We start from the raw sequence: 23,250 nt of genomic DNA on the forward strand, positions 1-23,250 counted from the left end.
CTTCTTCTACCGGTTCGACGTACAGATGCCCGGCGACGACGCCGCCGCGTTCCGTTTGCGGTGGCGGGGAGGGGTGTGCGCCGCCCGGGATGACAAGGGGGAATGCCCTACCCGAGATGGGATAGGGGGCACCCTGCTTGAAATGACAAGGGGACACCCTGCTTGGGACGACAGGAAAAACGCTCCGTTCGAGATGACGGCAGACCTTCGCCCTGGATACCGGTACGTGCCCCACTCAGGACATGGCCGTCCTCATTCAAGACGACGGCACCCCGTCAGAAATGACGGAGCGCAAAACGCTCCGCCCCGGCAACTCGTTCACACGCGCAGCACGACCTTGCCGAACACGTCGCCGTCGATCACCTTGGCGAACGCGGCCGGCGCGTCGGCGAGCGCGTACGTCGAGTCGATCACCGGATGCAGGTCGGCGTGTTCGACGAAGCGCAGCAGGCGCGCGAAATCGTCGCGCGAGCCCATCGTATTGCCCTGCACGCGGATGTCCTGGAAGAAGATGCGTGTGAGTTCGGCGCCGGGCTGGTCGCCGGTGGTCGCGCCGCAGATCGCGATCGTGCCGCCGGGGCGCACGGATTTGACCGAGTGGCTCCATGTGGCCGCGCCGACCGATTCGATGACCGCGTCGACCTTGCGCGGCAGTCGCGCGCCCGGCTCGAATGCGGCGTCGGCGCCGATTTCCAGCGCTTTGGCCCGTTTGGCCTCGTCTCGTGAGGTGACGAACACCTCGAGTCCGGCCGCGTGCGCGAGCTGGATGGCCGCGGTGGACACGCCGCCGCCGGCTCCCTGCACGAGGATCGTATCGCCGGGTTTCACGTTCGCTGACGTGAAGACGAGCGAGTACGCGGTCAGCCAGCTGGTGCCGAGCGCGGCGGCCTCGTCGAGGCACAGGTTGGCGGGTTTGGCGAACACGTTCGCACTCGGCACCTGCGTGCGCTCGGCCATGGTGCCCGGGTATTTCTCTGACAGGATGGTGCGGCGCTCGCCCGGCATGACGCCCGCGCCGTCGGTGCCGACGAACGTGTAGAGCACGACTTCGCTGCCGGCCTTGAGCCCCTTGCGCACGGGGATGTCCTCGTCGAGGATGCCGGCCGCGTCGGTGCCGAGGATCATCGGCGTCTGTTCGGCGGCGAGGCCGACGCCCTTGAGACTCCAAATGTCATGATGGTTGACGGTGGCGGCCTTGACGGACACGCTCGACCAGTACGGGCGGGGTTCGGGTTCGGGCCGCTCCCCCACCTCCAGCACGCTCAGCGGATCATCGGCGTTGGTTCCTGCGGCGTATACGGCCTTCATCGGCCCTCCTTTTCGCGGCGGTTGCGTTTCGGTTCCATTCAACCACGTTCCGCCGCGCAATGGCGGATCCCGTCACGCCGCGTACCGTCACGCCGCGTCGGCGAACTGGCCGACGAGCGCGTCCATCCAGTCGAGCAGGTTGTCGTACTGCGCGGGCATCTGCTCGGTGAGTTCGACGATCGGCACGTTGGCGCTCTTGGCGGCACCGGTGATCTGGTCGGTGGTGGAGTTGGCCTCCTGCGTGTTGAACACGAGCATGTCGATCGAGCCGTCCTTGAGCGCGTCCTGGAAGCCCTTGATGTCGGCCGGGGTCGGTTCGCTTTCGTTGGCGGAGGCCTGCGCGTAGCCGGTCGGGGTCGCGTCGGTCATGCCGAGATCGTCGGCGAGGTACCATGCGACGGATTCGGTGGCCGAGTACGGCTTGCCTTTGGTCTTGGACGAGGTCTCCTCGATCTTGCTCTCGAGCTCCTTCTCCTTGGCATGCCAGTCCTCGTTGAGCTTGGCGTAGTCGGCCTTGTTGGCCGGGTCGGCCTTCTGGTAGGCGGCGGTGATCGCGTCGGCGGTGGCGTTGCGCACCTTGGCGGAGAACCAGACGTGCGGATTGTCGCCTTCCTTGATGCCGGCAGTGTCGGCCGCGTCGACGAGCGTCGCCTTGGTGGATGCGGCGGCCTTGGATGCCCACGGATCGTAGTCGGCGCCGTTGACGACGGCGACGGCGGCCTTGCCGAACCTGGCGACGTCCTGGCTGGTCGGCTCGTAGTCGTGCGCTTCGACGTTGGTCTTGGTCATGATGTTGGTCACGTCGACGTGGTCGCCGCCGAGTTCGGCCGCGACGGATCCCCACTGGTTGATCGACGCGACGACGGCGATCCTGCCGGACGATGATGCCGCGCCGGACTTTCCCGTCGCGCCACCGTTTGCGGACGCCGAGCCGCAGGCGGCGAGCGAGATGAGCGCGGCGACGGCCGCGACCGACGCGGCAGCACGCCTGATGTTGCGTCGAGCAACGTTTCCGGCAAAGCGATCGGTGAATGTGAACATGATGATTCCTCTCTATGTAACTGCGATACAGGCCCACCTGCGCGTCCGCCGCGCCGCAAGGCCGTCCCTTCCGAACGCACCCCACTATACACCGCTAATGAGATTCATTATCATTATCGAGTGTGCGGCGTGTCGCAAAACAAGCCAGTCACGTTCAACAGCTGCAGGAGGACAGCCATTGCCCTGCCACGCATGGGCAGCACAACACGGTCAAGGCCCCGTCTCCCGATGGAGGCGGGGCCTTGACCGCATCCTCGACCGGATCATCGCCGGACGAACGGATCATAGATCAGCCCTTCTGGCACTCCGGGCACAGGCCGAACACCTCGAGCGTGTGGGATTCGACGGTGAATCCGTGGCTCGTGGCGATCTTGCGCAGCCACGCCTCGCTCGGCGGATCGATCTCCACGGTTTTGCCGCATTTGCGGCACACCAGATGATGATGGTGCGCATCCTCACCGCACAGCCGGTACAGCTGCTGCCCGTCGAGGCGGATCGTGTCGGCCGCGCCCGAGTCGACGAGCGCGTTGAGCTGCCGGTAGACGGTGGCCAGACCGATCTTGGTACCTTCGTCGTCGAGCTTGCGGTGCAGCTCCTGCGCGGAGACGAAATCGTCGCACTCGCGCAGCCGCTGCATCACGGCGTCCTTCTGCCTCGTGTGCCTCACCGGTCCGCTTGTCGCCATGTCCACTTCCTTCGCCATGCCGGCGACCCGTGGCGTCGGCGTCATTATCAATAACAACTAGCTAATGATAATAACGCCGTTTACGCGACAACGAAAGCAGCGAACGCAACGAACGCAACGAACGCAACACCACGTCACGCCTGCGCGCGCACGTCCTCCCCGTCCCGGCCGGCGGCGGCCACGGACGTGACGCGACGCATGAAGTCGTCGAGGAAGCGCGACTTGTTGACCGCGACCGCGACGCTCGTGGTCTTGAACGGGTCGTTGAGCCGGTCGTAGTCGCCGATGGTGCGTCCGCGCGTCGGCCCGTCGAGCTCGACCTTGAGGTTGATCGGCAGCGTGGCGACGAGCGTCGGGTCGATCGCCGTGGCGACGGCGAGCGGATCGTGCAGTCCGCAGCCGCCGAGTCCCGGCGCGGTCTTCTCGTACGCGGCGATGTAGTAGTCGGTCATGTCGGCGAGGAAGCGGCCGGACGGCGTGCCGAGTTCGCGCCATTGCGCGGTTTCGGCGCGCGTGAGCAGCGTCTGCATGGTCACGTCGAGGCCGATCATTTCGGTGCGCACGCCGGAGCGGAACAGGTAGTCGGCGGCCTCCGGATCCTGCGAGATGTTCGCTTCGGTCCAGGCGTTCACGTTGCCGGGCACGGTGAGCGCGCCGCCCATGAGCACGATGTCGCCGATCAGGTTGCGGATTTCGGGCGCGCGACGAAGCGCGGCGGCGATGTTGGTCATCGCGCCGGTCGGCACGTACGTGAGTTCCTTGCCGTAGGTCTTGGCCGCGTCGATGATGAAGTCGACGGCCGGCTCGCTTTCCGCGTCGCGCGTCGGATCGGGGATGTCGACGTCGCCGATGCCGTTCGCGCCGTGGATGAACGCCGATCCCTGGCTTACCGTGAACGATTCCTTGGCTTCGGGATGGTCGACGCCACGATAGACGGGCACTTCGGGATGTCCGAACAGTTCGGTGACGGCGAGCGCGTTGCGTACTCCCTGGTCGACGGTCACGTTGCCGTAGGTGCCGGTGATGCCGATGAGTCTGGCCTCCGGGCTGCCGAGCGCGTACGCGATCGCCAGCGTATCGTCGATGCCGGTGTCCAAGTCAAGAATGATGTTCTTCATCATGGCCTCCTTCGCCATTGATCGATCAAACCGAACCGCTACGTATCCTCATCCAGCGTATCGCCGCGACCGCGGGCCGCAGACCTTTTCCTGATCGCAGCGCCCAGAATTCAACCTCTGTTCATTGTTCGAACCGCGCACGGACCTGCGCGGCGGTGCCGTACGAAGCCTGCGCGCCGCGCCCGGTCGCCGCATAGGCGGCCACGTACGAGCCGAGCCGGGACGCGTCGGCGAGTGCGAATCCAGAGGCGAGACCCGCGAGCACGGTGCCCATGAACGCGTCGCCGCAGCCGGTGGTGTCTACCGCATCGACCGCGACCGGGGCGATGCGCGTGATGCCGGGGCCGTCGCCGCCCGTCGCGTCCAGGATCACCGATCCGTCGCCGCCGAGCGTGACGATCGACCGGTCGAAGCCGAGCCGGACCATGCGTTCGCGCGCATCCTCCCAGTCGAAGCCGTTCCAGTCGCCGTCGGCAGGCTCGTCGATGTCGGTCATCTGCGTCATCTCGTGTTCGTTGACGAGCAGTATGTCGGTCGCGTCGACCAGTTCGCGCGGCAGCCGCGGCACGAACGGCGAGTTGTTGACGAGCACGGTCGCTCCGGCGTCGTGCGCGATGCGCGCGGCCGCGACGACCGTGTCCATCGGGCTTTCGAGACACAGGCCGAGCACGCTGGATTCGGCGAGCGCATCGCGTGACGTTTCGATGTAGTCGACGCTGACGTGCGCGTTGGATCCGGGCGAGTAGGCGATCGTGTTCTCGCCGTGCTTGTCGACGGTGATGACGGTGGTGCCGCTGGGGCCGGGCACGTGGAGGACGTGCGTCGTGTCCACGCCGGCCTTGCCAAGTTCACCGAGCAGAAAGTCGGCGTTCGCGTCGTCGCCGACCGCGCCGAACAGCCGCACGTGCGCGCCGAGCCGCGCGGCGGAGGCGGCCTGGTTGCCGGATTTGCCGCCGGGCAGGATCGTGAGAGGACCGGCGTTCACGGTCTCCCCCGGCCTGGGCAGCCGTTCGGTCACGACCGTGTAGTCCGCGTTCATCGACCCGACCACGGCCACGTCGCCGCCAATCCGGTCCAGCATGTCCAATATGCCCCTCGTCGCGTCGTTGCCCATAACCGTCCCTTTCGCTCATCGCATCCATGCATCCGCATTGCGAACATCCATATGCAGCATACGTCTTGCGCCGGGCATGTCCGGCTTCAGTCGGCACCGATCAGCGTCCGTCGTAGGACTGGCTCTCGGACGGTGTCACGCGACGAATGAACTCGTCCATGCCGGGAACAGTGAAGGAGATGCGTCCCCGTTCGGGCGAGTACACCAATCCCAGTTCAATCAGCGACAGGCGGATCGCAGACAGATCGGAAGCCGCACGGCCCATACGTTCCGCAACCTGCGCAGAAGAGCAGGAATCGCCAAAAGAGGCCATGGCCGCGAGATACTCGCGCCCCAACGGCGTCGCACGCTGCCATCTGGAAACATACAGTCCCTCATCCAGTTCCTCCCGAGCGACAGGTTCCCCCTTCTCCACCGCCTCAAGGGCGATCGGATTGGAATCGGAGGCATCCCAAGCCGCCTTGCCGTACGCCTGAATGAAATACGGGTACCCGTTCGCCAATCCGACCAGACGGGACAGCGCCGCATCATCAAAGGAATAGCCAAGATCACGAGCCGGCTTTTGGAAACCGTCCGCGACCGCGGCATCATCCAGTCGCCCGATACGACGATATTCGAACAGTCTTTCAGCATAGGAACGGGCCTTGGTCAGGGTACCCGGCAGATTCGGCAGACCCGCACCGATGATGTAGAACGGCATGTTGCGCTGTCCCATCTTGTGCTGCACCGTAATCAGCGTGGTCATCACCTCCGGGGACATGTCCTGGAACTCGTCCACGAACACCAGCAGGCCTGATCCCGCGTTCTTCAGCTCCTCGGCAAGGCTCTCGACAAGAAGCTCGAAGCGATACGAGGAAGCCCGCACCGCATCGTCACGCGCAGTGTCACGCGCATCGCTGTCCCCGAGCTCGACCTTCGCCGATCCGAGAACAAAGTCCAATGAGATCGACTCGACTCTGGAGAACGCATCCGCCAGTCCTTGCCGCACACCGGGTTTCCTGAATCGCATGATCGCCAACGACAGTTCATGGAACAGCTCGTCGTATTCCGCAGCGGCGTCACCGTTCGCCTCGATCTGCACGGTGGCCATCCCCTGCGCGATGGACATGGCATTGAATTTGAGCAACAGCACCGTCTTGCCCATGCCGCGCAGACCGCTGTATATAATTCCGCGATCCACAAGTCCCAGCTTGGTGCGCGCGAGCATCCGATCCATGAGTTCAAGATCATGGGTACGACCGACCAGCTCCGGAGGCTGTTTGCCCGCTCCCGGCATAAACGGATTCAGCGAATGCAACGGTAGTTTCGCAGCGATATCGCTCATCTGTACCCCCTCTCATTCGGCGCCCATTATCTTGAACTATAGCATTCTATCTGCTTCTATCCTTCTATATCTACTATTATGTGCTTATATCTATATGTATCTATTTCCTATACGAAAAACCAATCATATACAACACATACAAGGATGGGCGCGCGCATCAGCCGATGCACGCGCCCATCCTTAATATCTGTCACAGCTCAGCGCCGCAACAAACCACCTACTCGAGTTCCACCGCACCCGTGTACAGCTGGTAATACTCGCCCTTGAGCGCGATGAGCTCGTCGTGCGAGCCGCGCTCGATGATGTTGCCGTGGTCGAGCACCATGATCACGTCGGAGTTGCGCACGGTGGACAGGCGGTGCGCGATGACGAACACGGTGCGGCCCTTCATCAGCGCGTCCATGCCGGCCTGCACGACCTCCTCGGTGCGGGTGTCGATCGACGAGGTCGCCTCGTCCAGAATCAAAGCCGGCGAGTCGGCCACGGCGGCGCGCGCGATCGAGATCAGCTGGCGCTGGCCCTGCGACAGGCCGGAACCGTCGCCTTCGAGCACGGTCTGGTAGCCCTGCGGCAGCATGCGGATGAAGCCGTCGGCGTTCACCAGCTTCGCGGCCTCGATGCATTCCTCGTCTGTGGCGTCGAGCCGGCCATAACGGATGTTGTCCATCACAGTGCCGGTGAACAGGTTCACGTCCTGCAGCACGATGCCGAGCGAACGGCGCAGGTCGGGCTTGCGGATGTTCTTCACGTCGATGCCGTCGTAGAGGATCTGGCCTTCCTGGATGTCGTAGAACCGGTTGATCAGGTTCGTGACCGTGGTCTTGCCGGCGCCGGTGGCGCCCACCAAAGCCATCTTCTGGCCCGGCTTGGCGAACCAGGTGATGTCGTGCAGCACCGGCTTGTCGGGGTTGTAGCCGAAGGTCACGTTGGTGAAGCGCACGTCGCCCTGCAGCAGGGTCAGGCGTCCGTCCGGCGAGGTGACGGCCTGTTCCTTGGCCTTGAGTGCCACCTCGCGGGCCTTGCCGTGCAGCTTCTCGGCGGCCTTGAGCGAACGCGTGCCGTCGTCGCCGGCCTCGCGCTTCCACGCCCAGTGGCCGGTCTCGTGGTCCACTTCGGTCATCGTGCGGCCGTCCGAGGCGAGTTCCACGTTGACGAGCGTGACGGTGCCGTCGTCGGATTCGACCGGCTCGTCCATGAGCGCGAAGATGCGCGAGGCGCCGGCGAGCGCCATCATCACCATGTTGAGCTGCATGGAGACCTGGCCGAGCGGGTTGATGAACGAGCGCGAGAGGGTGAGCAGGGAGATGAGCGTGCCGAGCGTGAGCGTGCCGAAGCCCGAGAGTCCGACGTTGCCGACGCCGCCGAGCGCCATCGCGCCGCCGATGATGGCGAGCAGGATGTAGAGCATGTAGCCCATGTTGCCCACGATCGGCATGGTGACGTTGCCCCACGTGTTCGCTTCGGCCGAGGCCTCGAACAGCTCCTCGTTCTTTTCGTCGAAGGTCCGCTGCGTGGCGTCCTCGTGGTTGAAGACCTTGATGACCTTCTGGCCGTTGACGGACTCCTCGACGAACGCGTTGACGTCGCCGATCCACTGCTGCTGCTTGACGAAGTAGCGTCCGGCGCGGCCGACGACCTTGCGGATGATGAAGTACAGCAGCACGGTGAACAGCAGCACGAACACGGTCAGCGGGATGGACAGCCACAGCATCGAGACGATGGCCGCGATCGCGGAGATCGCGGAGGCGAACATCTGCGGGAACGACTGGCTGATGGCCTGGCGCAGCGTGTCGGTGTCGTTGGTGTAGCGGCTCATGATGTCGCCGTGCTCGTTGGTGTCGAAGTAGCGGATCGGCAGGTACTGCTGGTGGGCGAACATGTCGTCGCGGATCTTCTTGAGCGTGCCCTGTTCGACGGTGACGATGAGCCACTGCCACAGCCAGCTGGAGATGATGCCGGCGACGTACAGGCAGCCCATGAGCGTGATGGCGCGCAGCAGCGGGCCCCAGTCGGGGTTGTCCGCGCCGACCAGCGGCAGGATGTACGTGTCGATCAGCGACTGGAGGAACAGCGCGGAGCCGGCCTGCGCGGCCGCGCCGATGAGGATGCACACCACGATGGCGACGACGCGCCACCGGTATTGCAGAATGTAGCCGAAGATGCGCTTGGTGGTGCCGGGGGCCGGCTTGCCCATGCCCGGCTTGCGATCCTTGAAGTTCTGCTTCGCTTCGCTCATCGCACCTCTCCTTCCTGTGCGGACTGCGCGGACTGTGCCGTCTGCGCGGACTGTTCGTTGGCCCGCACCGCCGCGGCCTCCTTCGCCGCGGCCGCGTCGAGCGCGGCCTGGCCTTCGGCGGTGTTCTTGGTCTGGGATTCGTAGATGGACCGGTACTCGTCGCAGGTTTCGAGCAGCTCGTCGTGCGTGCCGCGGGCCATGATGCGGCCGTTGTCCATGACGAGGATCATGTCGGATTCCTGCACGGAGGCGACGCGCTGCGCGATGATGATCTTGGTCGTGTCCGGGATCTCGTTGTGGAACGCGGCACGGATCAGCTTGTCGGTCTTGGTGTCGACGGCCGAGGTCGAATCGTCGAGGATGAGGATCTTCGGCTTCTTGAGCAGCGCCCGCGCGATGCACAGGCGCTGGCGCTGGCCGCCGGAGACGTTGGTGCCGCCCTGTTCGATGTACGTGTCGTACTTGTCGGGGAATTCCTGGATGAACCCGTCGGCCTGCGCAAGCCGGCAGGCATGGCGGATCTCCTCGTCGGTGGCTTCCGGGTTGCCCCAGCGCAGGTTCTCCTTGATCGTGCCGGAGAACAGCACGTTCTTCTGCAGCACCATCGCGACCTGGTCGCGCAGGATTTCGAGGTCGTAGTCGCGCACGTCCACGCCGCCGACCTTGAGCGAGCCGGAGCTGACGTCGTACAGTCGCGGCACGAGCTGCACGAGCGACGACTTGGCGGAACCGGTGCCGCCGACGATGCCGACGGTCATGCCGGAGCGGATCTTGAGATCGATGTCGTCGAGCACGGGCTTTTCGGAGCTGTCGGAGTAGCGGAACGTGACGTGGTCGAATTCGATCGAGCCGTCGGCGACGGCCGTGACCGGCCTGTCCGGGTCGGTGACGGTGCTTTCCTCCTGCAACACCTGGCAGATGCGTTCGGCGGACGCCTGCGAGATGATGAACATCACGAAGATCATCGACAGCATCATCATCGACATGAGGATCTGCATCGCGTACGTGACGAGCGCGGTCAGGTCGCCGGTGGTCAGGCCCAGCGCGGCGTTGTTGCCGGAGGCGACGATCTGCTGCGCGCCCATCCATGCGATGAGGATCATCGACGCGTAGATGCAGAACATCATGATCGGGCTGTTGAAGCTCATGATGCGTTCGGCGAGCGTGAAGTCCTTGAAGATGCGGCGCGAGATGCGGTCGAACTTGGAGATCTCATGCGATTCGCGGTTGTAGGACTTGACGACGCGGATGCCCTGCAGGTTCTCGTCGACGACGTTGTTGAGCGCGTCGTACGTGTGGAACACGCGCTCGAACACCGGGTGGACGAGCACCGCGAGGCCGCACAGGCCGATCGCGAGGATCGGGATGCATGCGAGGAACACCATCGAGATGGACGGCGAGATGCGGAACGAGAAGATCCACGCGACCACGACCATGATCGGGGCACGCACGCCCATGCGGATCATCATGCCGTACGCGTTCTGCAGGTTGGTCACGTCGGTGGTCAGGCGGGTGATGATCGAGCCGGTGGAGAACCGGTCGATGTTGGTGAAGCTGAACGCCTGCACCTTCTCGAACTGGTCGCGGCGCAGGTTCTTCGCGAAGCCGGCGGCCGCGACGGCCGAGAAGCGTCCGGCGAGGAAGCCGCTGCCCAGCGAGACGAACGAGCAGACCAGCAGGATCAGGCCGAATTTGATGATGGCGGGCATGCTGCCGCCGCTGATGCCCTGGTCGATGAGCGCGGCCATGACCGTGGGGATCAGGATCTCCAGAATGCTTTCGATGAACACGAACAGCGGCGCGAGCAGGCTTTCCTTCCTGTATTCGCGCAACGATCCGCCAAGCGTGCGGATGACGTGCTTCGGCCGGGCCGGTTCGACGGCCTTGCGCGACCGTTCGATGGCCGCTTCCGTCGCGGCTGCGTTATCGCTCATTTGCTTTCCTCCTTCGTATGGTCGTTGCCTTCCGTCTGCGGCGTGGCGCCGCGCTCCTCGCCGGTTCTTGGCGGGGCGGCGTGCCGCTCGAATTCCCTCTGCGCCTCGGCGATGTTCTCCCGCATGCGCTGGATGCACAGGCGTAGCGTCTCCTGTTCCAGCGGCGTGAGCCCTTCGACCAGAAGCCGTTCGGTGCGCGCCCCGTTCGCCTTGAGATCGGCGACGATGTCGTCGGCCTTGGGCGTGAGCACGATGCGCTTCAGTCGCGCGTCGTGCGGCACGGGTTCGCGTACGATCAGCCCTTTCTTCTCCATGAGCGCGAGCACGCGCGACGCGGTGGACCGCGTGATGCAGAACTTCTGCTCGATGGTGTGCTGGTAGATCGGCTTGTCGCGGTTGCGGTCGAGGAAGATGATGATGTGCGCGTTGCCGCCGGTGGCCGACTGGGCCGATTCCGGCATGGTTTCACCCAGATAGCGGTCCACCGCCTTGCTGAGCGAGCGCATCTCGATGCTGAGGACATGCTGGTCCATATCACTCCCGTCATCAATCGTCCCATATGCAACAGTTGCATATGCAACATTGCATCCTAATACGCCCCACCTACAACAGTTGCACATACAACAATCGGCGTGTCGTCAGCGCGAAATCGCGATAGCGCGATTCCGCCGTCACTTCAGCACGTAGGTTTTGACCTTGGAATCGTAGCGGCCGTTGATGTAGGGGCCGTTGTCGCTTTGGGCGGAGGCGTTCCAGTCGAGCGGGACGGCGGTCAGACCGGAGGGGTTGCTCACGTTGTACAGGATGTCGTAGACGTCGATGGACTGGCCGGGGCCGACCGACGTATTAAGCTCGTTGAACGCGTACCGTTTCGTGCCCACGGTTTTGCCGGATGAGTCGCGCAGCTCGTATCCGATGTTGACCATGGAGAACGTGCCAGCGGTGTTGTTGCGCACCGTCATGTGCAGTTCGAGCGAATCCGGCCCATACTCCTGCTGTTCGGAATAGCCTTCGACGGCGAGCAGCAGGCCGCCGGCCTTGGCCAGGCCGCCGCCGGCCGCCGCGGCATCCGCCTTGAGTTTCTTGTTGGCCGCTTCAAGTTCCGTGTTCTTGGCGGTCAGATCCTTGTTCTTCTTCGTCAGATCGTCGTTCTTCGCGCTCAGTTCGTCGTTGCTGGTCTGCAGCGACCCGCGATCGTCAAGCACCTCGCCGTACTTGGCCTTGAGCTCCTTGAGCTGCGTCTGGCTGTCCTTCAGCTGCCGCGAGACGGCGTCGATCCGTTGTGCCGACTGCGCGTCGCCCGACGATCGGCCCGCGACGAACGCGACCGTCAGCAGCAATGCTGCCGCGACGATCGCCGCGATGATCGACACCGCACGGCTCCTCGTCGTCGACGAACTGGCCGTTCTTGTCGCGCCGGTAGCCGCACCGGTTGCCGTCCTCGTCGAGACTGTCCCGTCGCCGGCCGCGCGGGCCGCCGACCGATCCGCAAACCGCTCAGCCAGACGCACGGGCATCCGCAACAGCCAAGCAATCCAAGCCAACGGGCCCCGTCCATCGTCCCCGTTTCCGGAATCCGGCGTCTTCCCGACCGGAGCACCACCCATGATCGTCCTCCCGCACTGGCCGCACGGCCGCACCCATGCCGCTATGCACCATCGTATCGATCGGACGACACGTGCGAACATCGCCGCACATGAACAGATCATGAACACTTCATCCGGCGTTTTCCTCACGGCGCTACGATGCACGGCATGACCACCGAATCCGCTACCGAATCTACCGGAATGCCCGGCCCCGCCACGAACGCCACGCGCACCTCCACTCACACCGACGCCGACACTGCCACCGCCAGCGCTACCGACGCCCGCGCTGCCGCCCGCACCATCCACGGCGCAACCGTCTCCGAATGGATCGCCCGCTATCCCAAGCTGCGCGACCTGATCGACCTCACGCCGACCGCATGGTTCAACGATCGGCTCGCCCCCACCGCACAGGCCCTGCCGGACGTCGGGCTCACCGTCGCCGACGTCGACGACGCGGCCGCCCGGCTCAAACGCTTCGCGCCGCTCATCGCCGAACTGTTCCCCGAAACCAAGCCGACCGCCGGCATCCTCGAATCTCCGCTCAGGGCCGTGCCGGACATGCAGGCCGCGCTCGACGAGCAGTACGGCCGCCCACTGTCCGACCAGCTGCCCGGCCAGCTGTGGGTCAAACTCGACAGCGAGCTGCCGGTGAGCGGCTCGATCAAGGCGCGCGGCGGCATCTACGAAGTGCTCAAGCACGCGGAGGACCTCGCCCTCGCCGCGGGACTGCTGCACCCGGGCGACGACTACCGCACGCTCGCCTCCCCCGAGGCTCGCGCCTTCTTCGCCCGACACACCATCGCCGTCGGCTCGACCGGCAACCTCGGCCTGTCGATCGGCATCATGGCCGCCGCGCTCGGCTTCAAGGCCGCCGTGCACATGTCCGCCGACGCACGCCAGTGGAAGAAAGACAAGCTTCGCAGCCACGGCGTGAACGTCGTCGAATACGAGTCGGACTATTCGGTCGCCGTGGCCGCCGGCCGCAAGCAGGCCGAACACGATCCGACGACCTATTTCGTGGACGACGAGAACTCCCCCACCCTCTTCCTCGGCTACGCGGTGGCCGCACGCCGTCTCGCCGGCCAGTTGCAAACCTTCGACATCCCGGTCGACATGGATCATCCGCTGTTCGTCTACCTGCCGTGCGGCGTGGGCGGTGGTCCCGGCGGCGTCTCGTTCGGGCTCAAAACCGTGTTCGGCGACGCCGTGCACTGCGTGTTCGTCGAACCGACGCATTCGCCGTGCATGTTCCTGGGCGAATATACCGGCCTGTTCAACGACGCCAGCGTGCAGGACTTCGGCATCGACAACCGCACCGCGGCCGACGGGCTGGCGGTGGGCCGCGCGTCCGGCTTCGTCGCGCGGCGCATGGCCCGCCTGCTCGACGGGTTCGTCACCGTCGACGACGACGAACTGTTCCGCATGGTCGCACTGCTCGACCGCGCGTCCGGCTACGACATCGAGCCATCGTCCGCCGCGGCGTTCGCCGGCCCACAGCGCGTACTCAAGGACGCCGACTATCGCCGCCGGCTCGGACTGACCGACGGACGCATGGCGCACGCCACGCACATCGCCTGGGCCACCGGCGGCTCGATGGTCCCCCGCGACGAAATGGCCGAATACATCGCCCGCGGCGAGGCTCTCCTGTAACACGCGAATAGGCGCGCGAATAATGGTCGGCGTCGGCGGGGCGCGGCGTGACTGCATTAGTGTAGGAACCGTTGATGTCGCACACAGCGGCCGTGCGCGGGCGCACGCTACAGGCGCCCGCGCCACAGGCCGGAAAGGAAGGCCGACGATGACTGTCGCGCACTGTGGTACCGTATCCGCGCTCACCTTGGGATTGCCCGCTTCGACGGCGATTCCCGAAGCGAAGGGCAACCTGCCGAAGGCGATGTTCGTCGGCCGTGCGGCGATGTCCGCAAAACTCGGCAAACAGCTGAAGAACGACATCACCGGCATCACCATGCTCGCGATCACCCGCCCAACCAACACGACGCTGGCGGCCGGCGCGAAGATCCCGGAGATTCTGGTGATCGGCCTGCACCTCGCGCCGAAGGTCACCACCGTGCCCACGGAGGCGATCGAGCTGATCGCCGCGCAGCGCAAGTCGGGCATCGTGTTCGCGGTGGTGCGCGACATGCCGTTCGAGGGCACGACGCGCGAGGAATGCACGCTGGCCGTGCGCCGCGCGCTGCCGGGCCGCGCCGGGCATACGCCGGTGCATCAGGTGTTCGCCGGCGAATGGAGGCCGGCCGGCGAGGCGATACTGGACACGGATGAGGTGCCGGAGGGCGGCTCCCTTGACGACCTGTGGGAGTCGATCTGCGCGCAGATCATCCTTGGATCGTCGAACGGCGTCGATCTGGACGCGCGCATCACCCGCCGCTCGCAGATCCGCCAGCTCGAAGCCACCGTCGACAAGCTGGTGCGCGACCATCAGCGCGCCAAGGACGCCGACCAGCGCAACGAGATCTACGCCCAGCTGCACAAGGCCAAGCAGCAGCTCGACGCCCTCGTCGCCCAAGCGACCGAATAGCCCCCGCTGTCGCAACCGTTGCGATGGGGCGAATCAGGCGGCGCGAGTCATGATGTGCGCGGGGCGCCCCACGCTGCGGCGCATGACGAGCCGCGCCGGAACCGTCACGGACGAGCCCGGCACATCGCCGCCACTGAGACGGCTGAGCAGCACCGCGGCGGCATCCGAGCCGAGCGCGTCCGCGGGCATATGAATCGACGTAAGCCCCGGATCGGCCAGTGCGGCGATCTTGTCGTTGTCGAATCCGATCACCGAAACCTGCTCCGGACAGGAGACGCCGCGCCGGCGCAAAGCCGCGATGAATCCCACGGCCATCAGGTCGTTGTAGGCGATCACCGCGCCGGTCGGATGCGCAAGATAGTCGTCGGCGAACGAGCCGCCGCCGTCCGCGGTGGGCGCGCACGGCCGGGAACGGCGCACGACGATGCCGCGGGCCGCGCATTCGTCCGCGATCGCGCGCCATTTGACCCCACCGACCCACGAGGTCGCCGGCCCGTCCACATACGTGAGCCGGCGATGCCCCATCGCGGCCAGACAGCGCACGGCCTGCCGCACCGCGTCGGCGATGTCGACGACCACGTTCGGCACGCCGCGCACGTCACGGTTGACGACGACGAGCGGGCACATCTGCGCGCATTTGCGGATCATCACGTCGGGCATGCGCGGGGCGACCAGCAGCACGCCGCGCACGTACGGCAGCACTTCGTCGAAGACGATGCGCTCTCGGGCGACGATCTCGCGCGACTCGCACATGACCATGCCGAAGCCGCGCGCGGAGCATTCGTCCTGTACGCTGCGCGCGATGGCCACGAAGAACGGGTTGTCCAGGTCGGGCACGATCACGGCCACCTGCCCCTTGCCGAATCCGCCGCCGTGCCAGCCTCCGTCGTCGACGGCGTCGGCGTGGTAGCCGATGCTGTCCGCGGCCTCGCGCACCTTCCTCGCGGTCTGCGCGCTCACCCGGCCGGGGGACGCGAACGTGCGCGACACGGTGGACGGGGCGACTCCGGCCGCCTTCGCCACGTCGTAGATCGTCACCTTGTCGCTCATCGGACACCCGCCGTTCCGTTCACGGCGGCACCAGCATCGCCGGCACCGTCACCGGCATCACCATCCGCGTCCGCAGTCGTACCGCGTTTGCCGACGATCACGTACCGGCTTATCCCGCCCCACGCCGAGAACACGCCGATCAGTCCGATCAGCGAGCAGCCGAACAGCGGCATCACCAGCACGGTGTACGGCAGCCCGACGTACGAGATCATCAACACCGCCGCGATCGCGACCAGCGCGGCCAGCGACTGTCCGAACCGCACCTGCGTGAGCAGCACCGCGTTCCTGAGCACGTCGCGCACCGGCAGATCGGTGAACGCGATGAGCGGGAACACGTAGGTCATCGCCATGACCGACAGCGCGGCGGCCGCCGTGCACAGTCCGGCGAGCACAACGCCGAACGGCTGGCCGGAGCGCATGTAGAACCAGACTCCCGTCACGGCGAGCGCGAACACGGCGAACACGGCGAGCCCGCACAGGCCGGAACGTTTCCATTCGCGGGTGAACGCGACGCGATAGTCGTGCAGCGGATAGCAGACGCGGCGTTGGACGAGCCGGCCGAGCACTTCGCTCATCGCGGTCATCGCGCACGGGATCGTCACGATCGGCAGACAGGAGACGATGAACAGCACGTTGAGGCCGATGAGCCGGCCCCAATGCCATTTGATGACGGAGAGGAACAGCCGCAGCCCGTGCGGGTGGGCGTCGCGGTCGCTTTCGCGGCGGCCGCCGTTGCCGTAGAACATGGAGTACAGGTTCATGTCGCGTCCTTTCCGTGCGATGCGTCCGCAGGGTTGCGGCGATGATATGACCGAAGGCCGACGGCCGATGGTTCGGTCGCCGGCCCGCCGTTGCGGTTCGGCTCAGCCCTTCAGTCCCGAAGTGCTCACGCCTTCGACCAGGTATTTCTGGAAGAAGAGGAAGATGAGCACGCTCGGCAGGATCGACACGGACGCCATCGCGAACATCGCGCCGTAGTCGGAGGAGGAGCTCGGGTCGGCGAACATCTTGAGCGCGAGCGCCACGGGCAGCTTGGCAGAGTCGGACACGTAGAGCAGCGCGCCGAGGAAGTCGTCCCAACGCCACATGAAGGAGAAGATGCAGCCGGTGACGAGCGCCGGGGTGAGCAGCGGGAAGATCACGCGGGCGAAGATGCCGTAGTAGGAGCAGCCGTCGATCTGGGCGGCCTCGTCGAGGCTGCGCGGGATGCCTTCGATGAAGTTCATCATCAGGTAGATGAAGAAGCCCTGGATCGCGAAGCAGTAGGGCACGATCAGCGGCAGGTAGGAGTCGGTCCAGCCGAGCTTCTGGTACCACAGGTACTGCGGGACCATGAGCACCTGCGCGGGCAGCATCATGGAGACCATCATGGCGGTGAACAGCACCTTGCGGCCCTTGAAGTGCAGGCGGCTCAGCGCGTAGGCGACGATGGCCGACGAGAACACGGTGCCCACGGTGGCGGTCACGGCGATGAACAGCGAGTTGCCGATGTATCGGTAGAACGGGATGCCCTCCTCGAAGCCCTTGAAGCCGTTGACGTAGTTGTCGAGCGTCCATTCGGTCGGGATGAGCCGGCCGGCGGTGGAGAAGACGGTGTTGGTGGGCTTGAACGAGCTGAACACCATCCACGCGATCGGATAGAGCATGACCAGCGCGAACGCGAAGACGAGCACGTGGTAGACGATGCGGCCGGGCTTGATGCGCGGCCCGCCGGCGGCTCCCGCGCGGGCGGGGCCGGCCTTTGCGGAACCGGAGGACACGGATCCGGAAGTGATTGCTGCGCTCATCTCAGGCCTCCTCGTCGTATACCCAGAAGCGCTTGGTGGCGAACAGGAACAGCGTGACCGCGCCGACCAGGACCAGCATGACCCAGGCCATCGCGGCGCCGTAGCCCGCATGGTAGTTGGTGAAGGACTCGTCGTACATGTGCACCATGTAGAACAGGGTGGAGTTGAGCGGCTTGCCCTGCGTGATGATGTAGCACTGCGTGAACGCGAGGAAGCCGTTGATCATCTGCATGACCAGGTTGAAGAAGATGGTGGGCGTCAGCAGCGGCAGGGTGATCCTCCAGAACCGCGTCCACCTGCTCGCGCCGTCCACGCTGGCCGCCTCGTAGAGTTCGGCGGGGATCTGCTTGAGCGAGGCGAGGAAGATCAGCATGGAGGAGCCGAACTGCCAGACCGCGAGGATGATGAGCGTCCAGATGGCGGTGCGGGTGTCGCCCAGCCACGCGAACCTGGATTCGATGCCGAACACGCCGAGCATCTGGTTGATCACGCCGTCGGTGGCGAACATCTGCCGCCACAGGATCGCGATGGCCACGGATCCGCCGAGGATGGACGGCAGGTAGTAGGCGGCGCGGTAGAAGCCGGACGCCTTGGAGTTGCGCAGCAGGAGCAGCGCCACGATGAGCGCGAAGACGAGCTTGAGCGGCACGGAGACGAGCGCGAACAGGAAGGTGACGCCGAGGGACTTCCAGAACAGGTCGTCCTGCGTGAACATCTCGATGTAGTTGTCGAGCCCGATGAACCGCGCGTCGCCGATGATGCTGTAGTCGGTGAACGAATAGTAGAGGGACAGGATCATCGGCACGATCATGAACATGAGGAAGCCGAAGATGAACGGGAACGCGCACACGTAGCCCGCGACGCTTTCCTTGTGCAGGAGGGTCTGCAATGCGCCCTCCTTGCGGAAGCTCAGGCCGGCGGCCCGTGCTCCCCTGCCGTCGCGCGCCGAGTCGGGCAGCGTCGCGGTTGCTTGTGACATGGTTCGCCTTTCGGAAGACTGTGGGATGGTTTGATTCGAATTCGGGCCGGTTGACCGGTCCGGACCGACGGGGCCGGCGGACCGGGCGGGACGGACGTCGCTGTCGTGTCGTCGTCCCGTCGCGCGGTCTGCCGGCCGGTCGGGTTGGGTCGCGATGGATGGATTGCGATGGATATATAGACCGCCGCCGGTCTACTTCGCGCTGGCGAGCGCGTCGTTGGCTTCGGAGACGAATTCCTTGGCCGCGTCGGCCGCGCTCTTCTTGCCGTAGAGGACCTCCTCCTCGATGCTCGGCAGGAGCGTGGAGTTGACTTCGGTCGCGCCGGCCGGGGCGGGCGGGTTGATGGCGGAGCTGTTGGGGATGACCACGTCGTTGAGGTAGGCGACGGACTTCTGGTCGCCTTCGTCAAGGTCGGATTCGATGGCGTCCATCATCTTGGCGTTGACCGGCAGGCCGCGGTCGGTGAGCATGGTCTTGACCGCGTCCTCGTTGTTGGTGTAGAAGTCGATGTACTTGGCCGCGAGCTCCGGGTTCTTGGAGGACTTGGTGATCACGAAGAACATGGAGGGCTTGACGTAGCCGGCCTTCTTCGCGTCGGCGGACGGCCAGTTGGTCATGGCCAGTTCGCTGCCGTCGGTGAGCACGGCCTGCATCGCGTTGAGCTGCGAGTTGAACTTGAACGAGCACCACGAGCGGGCGGCGTTGTCGGTGCCGTAGACGAGCGGATCCTGTTCGACGGAGCCGGCCTTGATCTGCGCGAAGATCTCGGGGGCTACGTGCCAGCCTTCCTCGATGCCCTGCTGGTAGATGCCCAGGTAGTCCTCGACGTCCTGTTCGCCGGCGCCGAGCTTGCCGTCGCCGAAGAGCTGCTTGCCGTCGCCGCGCAGGATGTATTCGAGCAGTTCGGACGCCTCGTAGTAGCGGAAGTTGGTTTTGACGCCGGTCTTCTCGTACACCTGCTTGGAGATGTCGACGAACTGGTCGACGGTCATGTTGTCGGGGACGGTGATGCCGGCCTTGTCGGTGAGCGTCTTGTTGTAGATGAGGGCCGGGGCGCTGTTGCCGAGGCTCAGCGCGTAGGTCTTGCCGTCGATCCTGCCTGCGGACAGGACGTTGTCGTCGATGTCGGACGTGTCGATCGTGCCGTCCTTGATGTACTGGTCGAGGTCGACGAGCAGGCCGTTGTCGATGTACTGCTGCAGGTAGGAGTAGTCCATGGCGACCACGTCGGGCATCTTGTTGCCGGCGGCGTTGGTGGACAGCTTCTTCCAGTAGTCGTCCCATTCGGAGAACTGGCCGTCGACGGTGACGCCCTCGTTGGCGGCCTCGAAGAGCTTGTTGACCTTGGCCTGGCGTTCGTTGCGCTGCTGGTTGCCCCACCATGCGACGGTGATCTTGTTGGAGTCGGCCTTGCTCGAGGAGCCGGTGCCGGAACCGCATGCCGCCACGGAAACCAGTGCCGCGCTCGCCGCGAGGGCCGCGACGATCTTCTTGTACGCCTTCATTGCTGGACCTTTCTTGTTGAGGCCGTTTGGTGGATCATCATCGACCACCGGCCTGCTGCGGATTCGTCTTCCACGACGTTTCCATCTGACAACTCCAAATATAGCAAATCATTTCCACTTTTGCATCATCGTTGCCATTTGTTCCCGCAAATGTTTCCATTATTTTTGCAAACCTTGCGCGGTCCCGGCCAAGGGGGCGTCATGCCGCGGTGTCGCCGCCTGCCGCGTCCGTACCGTCGGAAGTCCGGCCGTCATCGTCACGCGACGCAGGCGGCACCCCGGTCGATTCGCGCGTCACCAGGATCTCGGGCACCATCTCGACCCGAGGCCCGTCGTCCGCGTCCGCGCCGCCCCACGCGGCGTCCTCGAGCTTGTTGATGAGCATCTGCATCGCAAGCGCGCCCATGCGCTCCTGCCGCACGTCCACGCTGGTCAGCTGCGGCCGCACGACGCGCGCGAGCACGCTGTCGTCGACGCCGATCACGCTCATCTCGCCGGGGATGTCCACGCCGCGTTCGATCAGCCGGCCGATCAGTCCGGTGGCGACGAGGTCGTTGAACGCGACCACGCCGGTCACGTCGCGTTCGAGCAGCAGTGCGTCGCCCGCGTTCACGCCGCCCGCGTACGAGGGTTCGAGCGGGCCGACGACCACGCAGTTCATGCCGAACGACCTGGCCGCCTCGGCGCACGTCTCGCAGCGCACCTGATTGGCCCACGAGCTGTCCGCGCCGCCCACGTACGCGATGGTGCGGTGACCGAGCGAGGCGAGATGCCGCACGGCCTGCAGGATGCCGGAGCGGTCGTCGATGCACACGGACGAGTAGCCTTCGACCTGCCGGTTGGTGAACACGGTGGTGCGCGGATCGCAGTAGCGTTTGAGCTCGGCGTCGCTCAGCCGAGGCGAGACGAACAGCTGGCCGGCAGACGCGCCGGTGATGCTGCGAATGGTCTCCGACCGGTCGCCGGAGACGTCCAGATCGGCCATGAACAGGCGGTATCCGGCGTTTTGCGCGACGGAGAACAGGCCCTTGAAGATGTCGGTGAAGTAGAAGTTGGCGATGTCGGTGACGAACACGCCGATGTTGCCCTTGCCTGCGATGGTCCCCGTGGCCACGCCGGGCGCGAAGACCGCTCCGGACGCTCCCGCGGCCGCAGCCGCAGCGGCGGTCCCGACGCTCCCTGCCGCACCCACGCCTACGCCGGTCGCCGCGTCCAGGGCGGCCAGGCCGTTGCGGTAGCCCATCTGCCGGGCGAGCTTCACGATCCGTTCGCGCGTCTCGGCCTTCACGTTGCCGCCGTTGAGCGCGCGCGACACCGTCGACGCCGCCACTCCCGCGGCCTTCGCCACATCGGTAATGGTCGCTTCAGCCATGGTTCCTCCTTGCCCCGTCAGCCAATGTTTCCATGCTACACGTCCTTTTGCGCAACTTTGCACAACCCACGGCAACCACGCCGCAAACAACGCGGCATCGTACGCAGCGCGATGCCGACATACGACGACGGAGTCCGGACCCCGCGCAAACCGGGAATCCGGACTCCGTCCATCCAATCGGCCCAATCGGAGCTATGCGATCAGCGAGAGCACGTACTCCTTGATCCCGCCGCCCGCGGCGTTGGCTTCGAAGTATTCGCGGAACCGCTCCCCCGCGAACGCGCCCCGGACCAGTTCCGGGTCGAGGTCGCGGTAGATGTCGACGAGCGGACGGAACGCCGCGGCGCGCACCCCGTCGAGGATCCGCTTGTTGCGTTGTTCGGGCACCACGCGCTCCTTCGGGTATCCGGTCCCCGGCTCCTCGCACCACAGTTTCTCGAAGAGGTATTCGAGGTTGAGCTCCTGTCCCCAGCCGTTCTTGAGCGCGAACGGGATGGCGATGGCGTTGCCGTCGTTGATCTGCGCGAACGTGTACGCGTCGAGCGGATCCTCGACGTGCCCGCAGATCACGCCGGGGAAGCTGTTGAGCGCGAGCATCGCGCCTTCGCCGGTGCCGCAGCCGGTCACCACGAAGTCGGCGGCGCCGGTGTTGAGCAGTGCGGCGGCGAGGATGCCGTTCTGCACGTAGGTCAGCTGCGCCGCGTCGTCGGCCGCGTACATGCCGTAGTTGAACACCTCGTGGCCGTGCGCGCCGGCGACCTTGGCGAGCGCCCGTTCGATCATCCCGTTCTTGGCGGCCTGCGAGTTCTCGTTGATCAAAGCGATTCTCATGCTGTGTTTCCTTTCATGCGGTCAGGCGGGCTGCTTGCCGATGTAGGCGAGGATGCCGCCGTCCACGTAGAGCACGTGCCCGTTGACGAAGTCGGAGGCGTCGGAGGCGAGGAAGATGGCCGGACCTTGCAGGTCCTCGGGCGTGCCCCAGCGGGCGGCCGGAGTTTTGGCGACGATGAACGCGTCGAACGGGTGGCGCGAGCCGTCGGGCCGGCGTTCGCGCAGCGGCGCGGTCTGCGGGGTGGCGATGTAGCCGGGGCCGATGGCGTTGCATTGGATGTTCGCCTCGCCGTATTCGGCGCAGATGTTGCGGGTGAGCATCTTGAGCCCGCCCTTGGCCGCGGCGTACGCGGCGACGGTCTCACGGCCGAGTTCGCTCATCATCGAGCAGATGTTGATGATCTTGCCGTGGCCTTTGGCGATCATGCCCGGGATGACGGCCTTGGAGACGATGAACGGCGCGTTGAGGTCCACGTCGATGACCTTGCGGAAGTCCGCTGCGGACATGTCGAGCATGGGGACGCGTTTGATGATGCCGGCGTTGTTGACGAGGATGTCGATGGTGCCCAGGTCGCGCTCGACGTCGCGGACGAGTCCGGCGACGGCCGGTTCGTCGGTGACGTCGGCGACGTAGCCGTGCACGTCGATGCCGGCTTCGGCGTAGTTCCGGAGCCCGCGTTCGACGGCGGCCTCGCTGATGTCGTTGAAGGCGATCCTCGCGCCGGCCGCGGCGAACGCGGTGGCGATGGCGAAGCCGATGCCGTAGCTGGCGCCGGTGACGAGCGCCACCTTGCCTTCGAGAGAGAATTTGCCCATGTCGTAGCCCATGATGGTTCCTTT

21 protein-coding genes are annotated in these 23,250 nt (G+C 65.3%); 3 read left to right on the forward strand and 18 right to left on the reverse strand.

Going from position 1 to position 23,250, the window contains the following annotated elements; translation table 11 throughout:
• Positions 1-318: 318 nt before the first annotated feature.
• The 10 genes from JS533_RS08090 to JS533_RS08135 form a co-directional block, all read right to left on the reverse strand.
• Positions 319-1,308 (reverse strand): zinc-binding dehydrogenase, encoded by a 990-nt coding sequence (locus JS533_RS08090; RefSeq protein ID WP_241513923.1) that lies wholly within the window; start codon positions 1,306-1,308, stop codon positions 319-321.
• A gap of 87 nt (positions 1,309-1,395) precedes the next feature.
• On the reverse strand, positions 1,396-2,349 hold the full coding sequence (locus JS533_RS08095) for a metal ABC transporter solute-binding protein (protein WP_241513924.1): 954 nt from the start codon (positions 2,347-2,349) through the stop codon (positions 1,396-1,398).
• Between the two features lie 289 nt (positions 2,350-2,638).
• On the reverse strand, positions 2,639-3,034 hold the full coding sequence (locus JS533_RS08100; RefSeq protein WP_241513925.1) for a Fur family transcriptional regulator: 396 nt from the start codon (positions 3,032-3,034) through the stop codon (positions 2,639-2,641).
• Positions 3,035-3,168: 134 nt separating this feature from the next.
• A complete protein-coding gene (locus JS533_RS08105) occupies positions 3,169-4,152 on the reverse strand; it encodes a nucleoside hydrolase (RefSeq protein ID WP_241513949.1) in 984 nt (327 codons plus the stop codon).
• A gap of 121 nt (positions 4,153-4,273) precedes the next feature.
• Entirely contained in the window at positions 4,274-5,233 is a 960-nt protein-coding gene (locus JS533_RS08110) for a ribokinase (RefSeq protein WP_338024175.1), read from the reverse strand.
• Between the two features lie 133 nt (positions 5,234-5,366).
• Positions 5,367-6,590 carry an ATP-binding protein gene (locus JS533_RS08115; RefSeq protein ID WP_241513927.1) on the reverse strand — a complete coding sequence of 408 codons (1,224 nt, stop codon included), beginning with the start codon at positions 6,588-6,590 and terminating at the stop codon, positions 5,367-5,369.
• A gap of 217 nt (positions 6,591-6,807) precedes the next feature.
• Positions 6,808-8,826 carry an ABC transporter ATP-binding protein gene (locus tag JS533_RS08120; RefSeq protein ID WP_241513928.1) on the reverse strand — a complete coding sequence of 673 codons (2,019 nt, stop codon included), beginning with the start codon at positions 8,824-8,826 and terminating at the stop codon, positions 6,808-6,810.
• Complete coding sequence (locus JS533_RS08125) at positions 8,823-10,760, reverse strand: ABC transporter ATP-binding protein (RefSeq protein WP_241513929.1); 1,938 nt, start codon at positions 10,758-10,760, stop codon at positions 8,823-8,825. The genes JS533_RS08120 and JS533_RS08125 overlap by 4 nt, the downstream gene beginning before the upstream one ends.
• Positions 10,757-11,293 (reverse strand): MarR family winged helix-turn-helix transcriptional regulator, encoded by a 537-nt coding sequence (locus JS533_RS08130; protein ID WP_338024176.1) that lies wholly within the window; start codon positions 11,291-11,293, stop codon positions 10,757-10,759. Before JS533_RS08130 ends, JS533_RS08125 begins: the two co-directional genes overlap by 4 nt.
• A gap of 138 nt (positions 11,294-11,431) precedes the next feature.
• Positions 11,432-12,133, reverse strand: a complete 702-nt coding sequence (locus JS533_RS08135) for a hypothetical protein (protein ID WP_241513930.1) — start codon at positions 12,131-12,133, stop codon at positions 11,432-11,434.
• Between JS533_RS08135 and JS533_RS08140 the strand changes: the two genes are divergently transcribed.
• From JS533_RS08140 to JS533_RS08150, 3 genes are all read left to right on the forward strand, one after another.
• On the forward strand, positions 12,123-12,518 hold the full coding sequence (locus JS533_RS08140; RefSeq protein ID WP_241513931.1) for a hypothetical protein: 396 nt from the start codon (positions 12,123-12,125) through the stop codon (positions 12,516-12,518). The genes JS533_RS08135 and JS533_RS08140 overlap by 11 nt on opposite strands.
• Positions 12,515-13,996: a D-serine ammonia-lyase gene (locus JS533_RS08145; protein ID WP_274619217.1), complete on the forward strand. Its 1,482-nt coding sequence runs from the start codon at positions 12,515-12,517 to the stop codon at positions 13,994-13,996. The genes JS533_RS08140 and JS533_RS08145 overlap by 4 nt, the downstream gene beginning before the upstream one ends.
• A 148-nt stretch (positions 13,997-14,144) precedes the next feature.
• Complete coding sequence (locus JS533_RS08150; protein WP_241513932.1) at positions 14,145-14,885, forward strand: DUF4391 domain-containing protein; 741 nt, start codon at positions 14,145-14,147, stop codon at positions 14,883-14,885.
• A 33-nt stretch (positions 14,886-14,918) separates the two neighbouring features.
• Here the strand turns inward: JS533_RS08150 and JS533_RS08155 are convergent, their stop codons facing one another.
• From JS533_RS08155 to JS533_RS08190, 8 genes are all read right to left on the reverse strand, one after another.
• Positions 14,919-15,935 carry a LacI family DNA-binding transcriptional regulator gene (locus tag JS533_RS08155; RefSeq protein ID WP_241513933.1) on the reverse strand — a complete coding sequence of 339 codons (1,017 nt, stop codon included), beginning with the start codon at positions 15,933-15,935 and terminating at the stop codon, positions 14,919-14,921.
• Positions 15,932-16,696 (reverse strand): DUF624 domain-containing protein, encoded by a 765-nt coding sequence (locus JS533_RS08160; RefSeq protein WP_241513934.1) that lies wholly within the window; start codon positions 16,694-16,696, stop codon positions 15,932-15,934. Before JS533_RS08160 ends, JS533_RS08155 begins: the two co-directional genes overlap by 4 nt.
• A 102-nt stretch (positions 16,697-16,798) precedes the next feature.
• Entirely contained in the window at positions 16,799-17,722 is a 924-nt protein-coding gene (locus JS533_RS08165) for a carbohydrate ABC transporter permease (protein WP_241513935.1), read from the reverse strand.
• 1 nt (position 17,723) lies between these two features.
• Positions 17,724-18,701, reverse strand: a complete 978-nt coding sequence (locus JS533_RS08170) for a carbohydrate ABC transporter permease (protein WP_241513936.1) — start codon at positions 18,699-18,701, stop codon at positions 17,724-17,726.
• Between the two features lie 192 nt (positions 18,702-18,893).
• The gene (locus tag JS533_RS08175) at positions 18,894-20,207 is read right to left on the reverse strand and encodes an ABC transporter substrate-binding protein (RefSeq protein ID WP_241513937.1); all 1,314 of its coding nucleotides are present in this window, start codon (positions 20,205-20,207) and stop codon (positions 18,894-18,896) included.
• A gap of 199 nt (positions 20,208-20,406) precedes the next feature.
• Complete coding sequence (locus tag JS533_RS08180) at positions 20,407-21,579, reverse strand: LacI family DNA-binding transcriptional regulator (protein ID WP_241513938.1); 1,173 nt, start codon at positions 21,577-21,579, stop codon at positions 20,407-20,409.
• A gap of 192 nt (positions 21,580-21,771) precedes the next feature.
• Complete coding sequence (locus JS533_RS08185; protein WP_241513939.1) at positions 21,772-22,410, reverse strand: RpiB/LacA/LacB family sugar-phosphate isomerase; 639 nt, start codon at positions 22,408-22,410, stop codon at positions 21,772-21,774.
• A 21-nt stretch (positions 22,411-22,431) separates the two neighbouring features.
• Entirely contained in the window at positions 22,432-23,238 is an 807-nt protein-coding gene (locus tag JS533_RS08190; RefSeq protein ID WP_274619218.1) for a gluconate 5-dehydrogenase, read from the reverse strand.
• Positions 23,239-23,250: the final 12 nt, after the last annotated feature.

Origin of the sequence: Bifidobacterium amazonense, from assembly GCF_018555435.2 — a bacterium.
Taxonomy (GTDB): domain Bacteria; phylum Actinomycetota; class Actinomycetes; order Actinomycetales; family Bifidobacteriaceae; genus Bifidobacterium; species Bifidobacterium amazonense.

Bases quoted from the DNA above. Each gene is read 5' to 3' on its own strand.
- JS533_RS08155 (WP_241513933.1), bottom strand. From the start codon at position 15,935: ATGAGCGACAAGGTGACGATCTACGACGTGGCGAAGGCGGCCGGAGTC.
- JS533_RS08095 (WP_241513924.1), bottom strand. From the start codon at position 2,349: ATGTTCACATTCACCGATCGCTTTGCCGGAAACGTTGCTCGACGCAAC.
- JS533_RS08120 (WP_241513928.1), bottom strand. From the start codon at position 8,826: ATGAGCGAAGCGAAGCAGAACTTCAAGGATCGCAAGCCGGGCATGGGC.
- JS533_RS08190 (WP_274619218.1), bottom strand. From the start codon at position 23,238: ATGGGCTACGACATGGGCAAATTCTCTCTCGAAGGCAAGGTGGCGCTC.
- JS533_RS08130 (WP_338024176.1), bottom strand. From the start codon at position 11,293: ATGGACCAGCATGTCCTCAGCATCGAGATGCGCTCGCTCAGCAAGGCG.
- JS533_RS08110 (WP_338024175.1), bottom strand. From the start codon at position 5,233: ATGCTGGACCGGATTGGCGGCGACGTGGCCGTGGTCGGGTCGATGAAC.
- JS533_RS08090 (WP_241513923.1), bottom strand. From the start codon at position 1,308: ATGAAGGCCGTATACGCCGCAGGAACCAACGCCGATGATCCGCTGAGC.
- JS533_RS08170 (WP_241513936.1), bottom strand. From the start codon at position 18,701: ATGTCACAAGCAACCGCGACGCTGCCCGACTCGGCGCGCGACGGCAGG.
- JS533_RS08100 (WP_241513925.1), bottom strand. From the start codon at position 3,034: ATGGCGACAAGCGGACCGGTGAGGCACACGAGGCAGAAGGACGCCGTG.
- JS533_RS08150 (WP_241513932.1), top strand. From the start codon at position 14,145: ATGACTGTCGCGCACTGTGGTACCGTATCCGCGCTCACCTTGGGATTG.
- JS533_RS08160 (WP_241513934.1), bottom strand. From the start codon at position 16,696: ATGAACCTGTACTCCATGTTCTACGGCAACGGCGGCCGCCGCGAAAGC.
- JS533_RS08145 (WP_274619217.1), top strand. From the start codon at position 12,515: ATGACCACCGAATCCGCTACCGAATCTACCGGAATGCCCGGCCCCGCC.
- JS533_RS08140 (WP_241513931.1), top strand. From the start codon at position 12,123: ATGATCGACACCGCACGGCTCCTCGTCGTCGACGAACTGGCCGTTCTT.
- JS533_RS08115 (WP_241513927.1), bottom strand. From the start codon at position 6,590: ATGAGCGATATCGCTGCGAAACTACCGTTGCATTCGCTGAATCCGTTT.
- JS533_RS08175 (WP_241513937.1), bottom strand. From the start codon at position 20,207: ATGAAGGCGTACAAGAAGATCGTCGCGGCCCTCGCGGCGAGCGCGGCA.
- JS533_RS08125 (WP_241513929.1), bottom strand. From the start codon at position 10,760: ATGAGCGATAACGCAGCCGCGACGGAAGCGGCCATCGAACGGTCGCGC.
- JS533_RS08180 (WP_241513938.1), bottom strand. From the start codon at position 21,579: ATGGCTGAAGCGACCATTACCGATGTGGCGAAGGCCGCGGGAGTGGCG.
- JS533_RS08165 (WP_241513935.1), bottom strand. From the start codon at position 17,722: ATGAGCGCAGCAATCACTTCCGGATCCGTGTCCTCCGGTTCCGCAAAG.
- JS533_RS08185 (WP_241513939.1), bottom strand. From the start codon at position 22,410: ATGAGAATCGCTTTGATCAACGAGAACTCGCAGGCCGCCAAGAACGGG.
- JS533_RS08105 (WP_241513949.1), bottom strand. From the start codon at position 4,152: ATGAAGAACATCATTCTTGACTTGGACACCGGCATCGACGATACGCTG.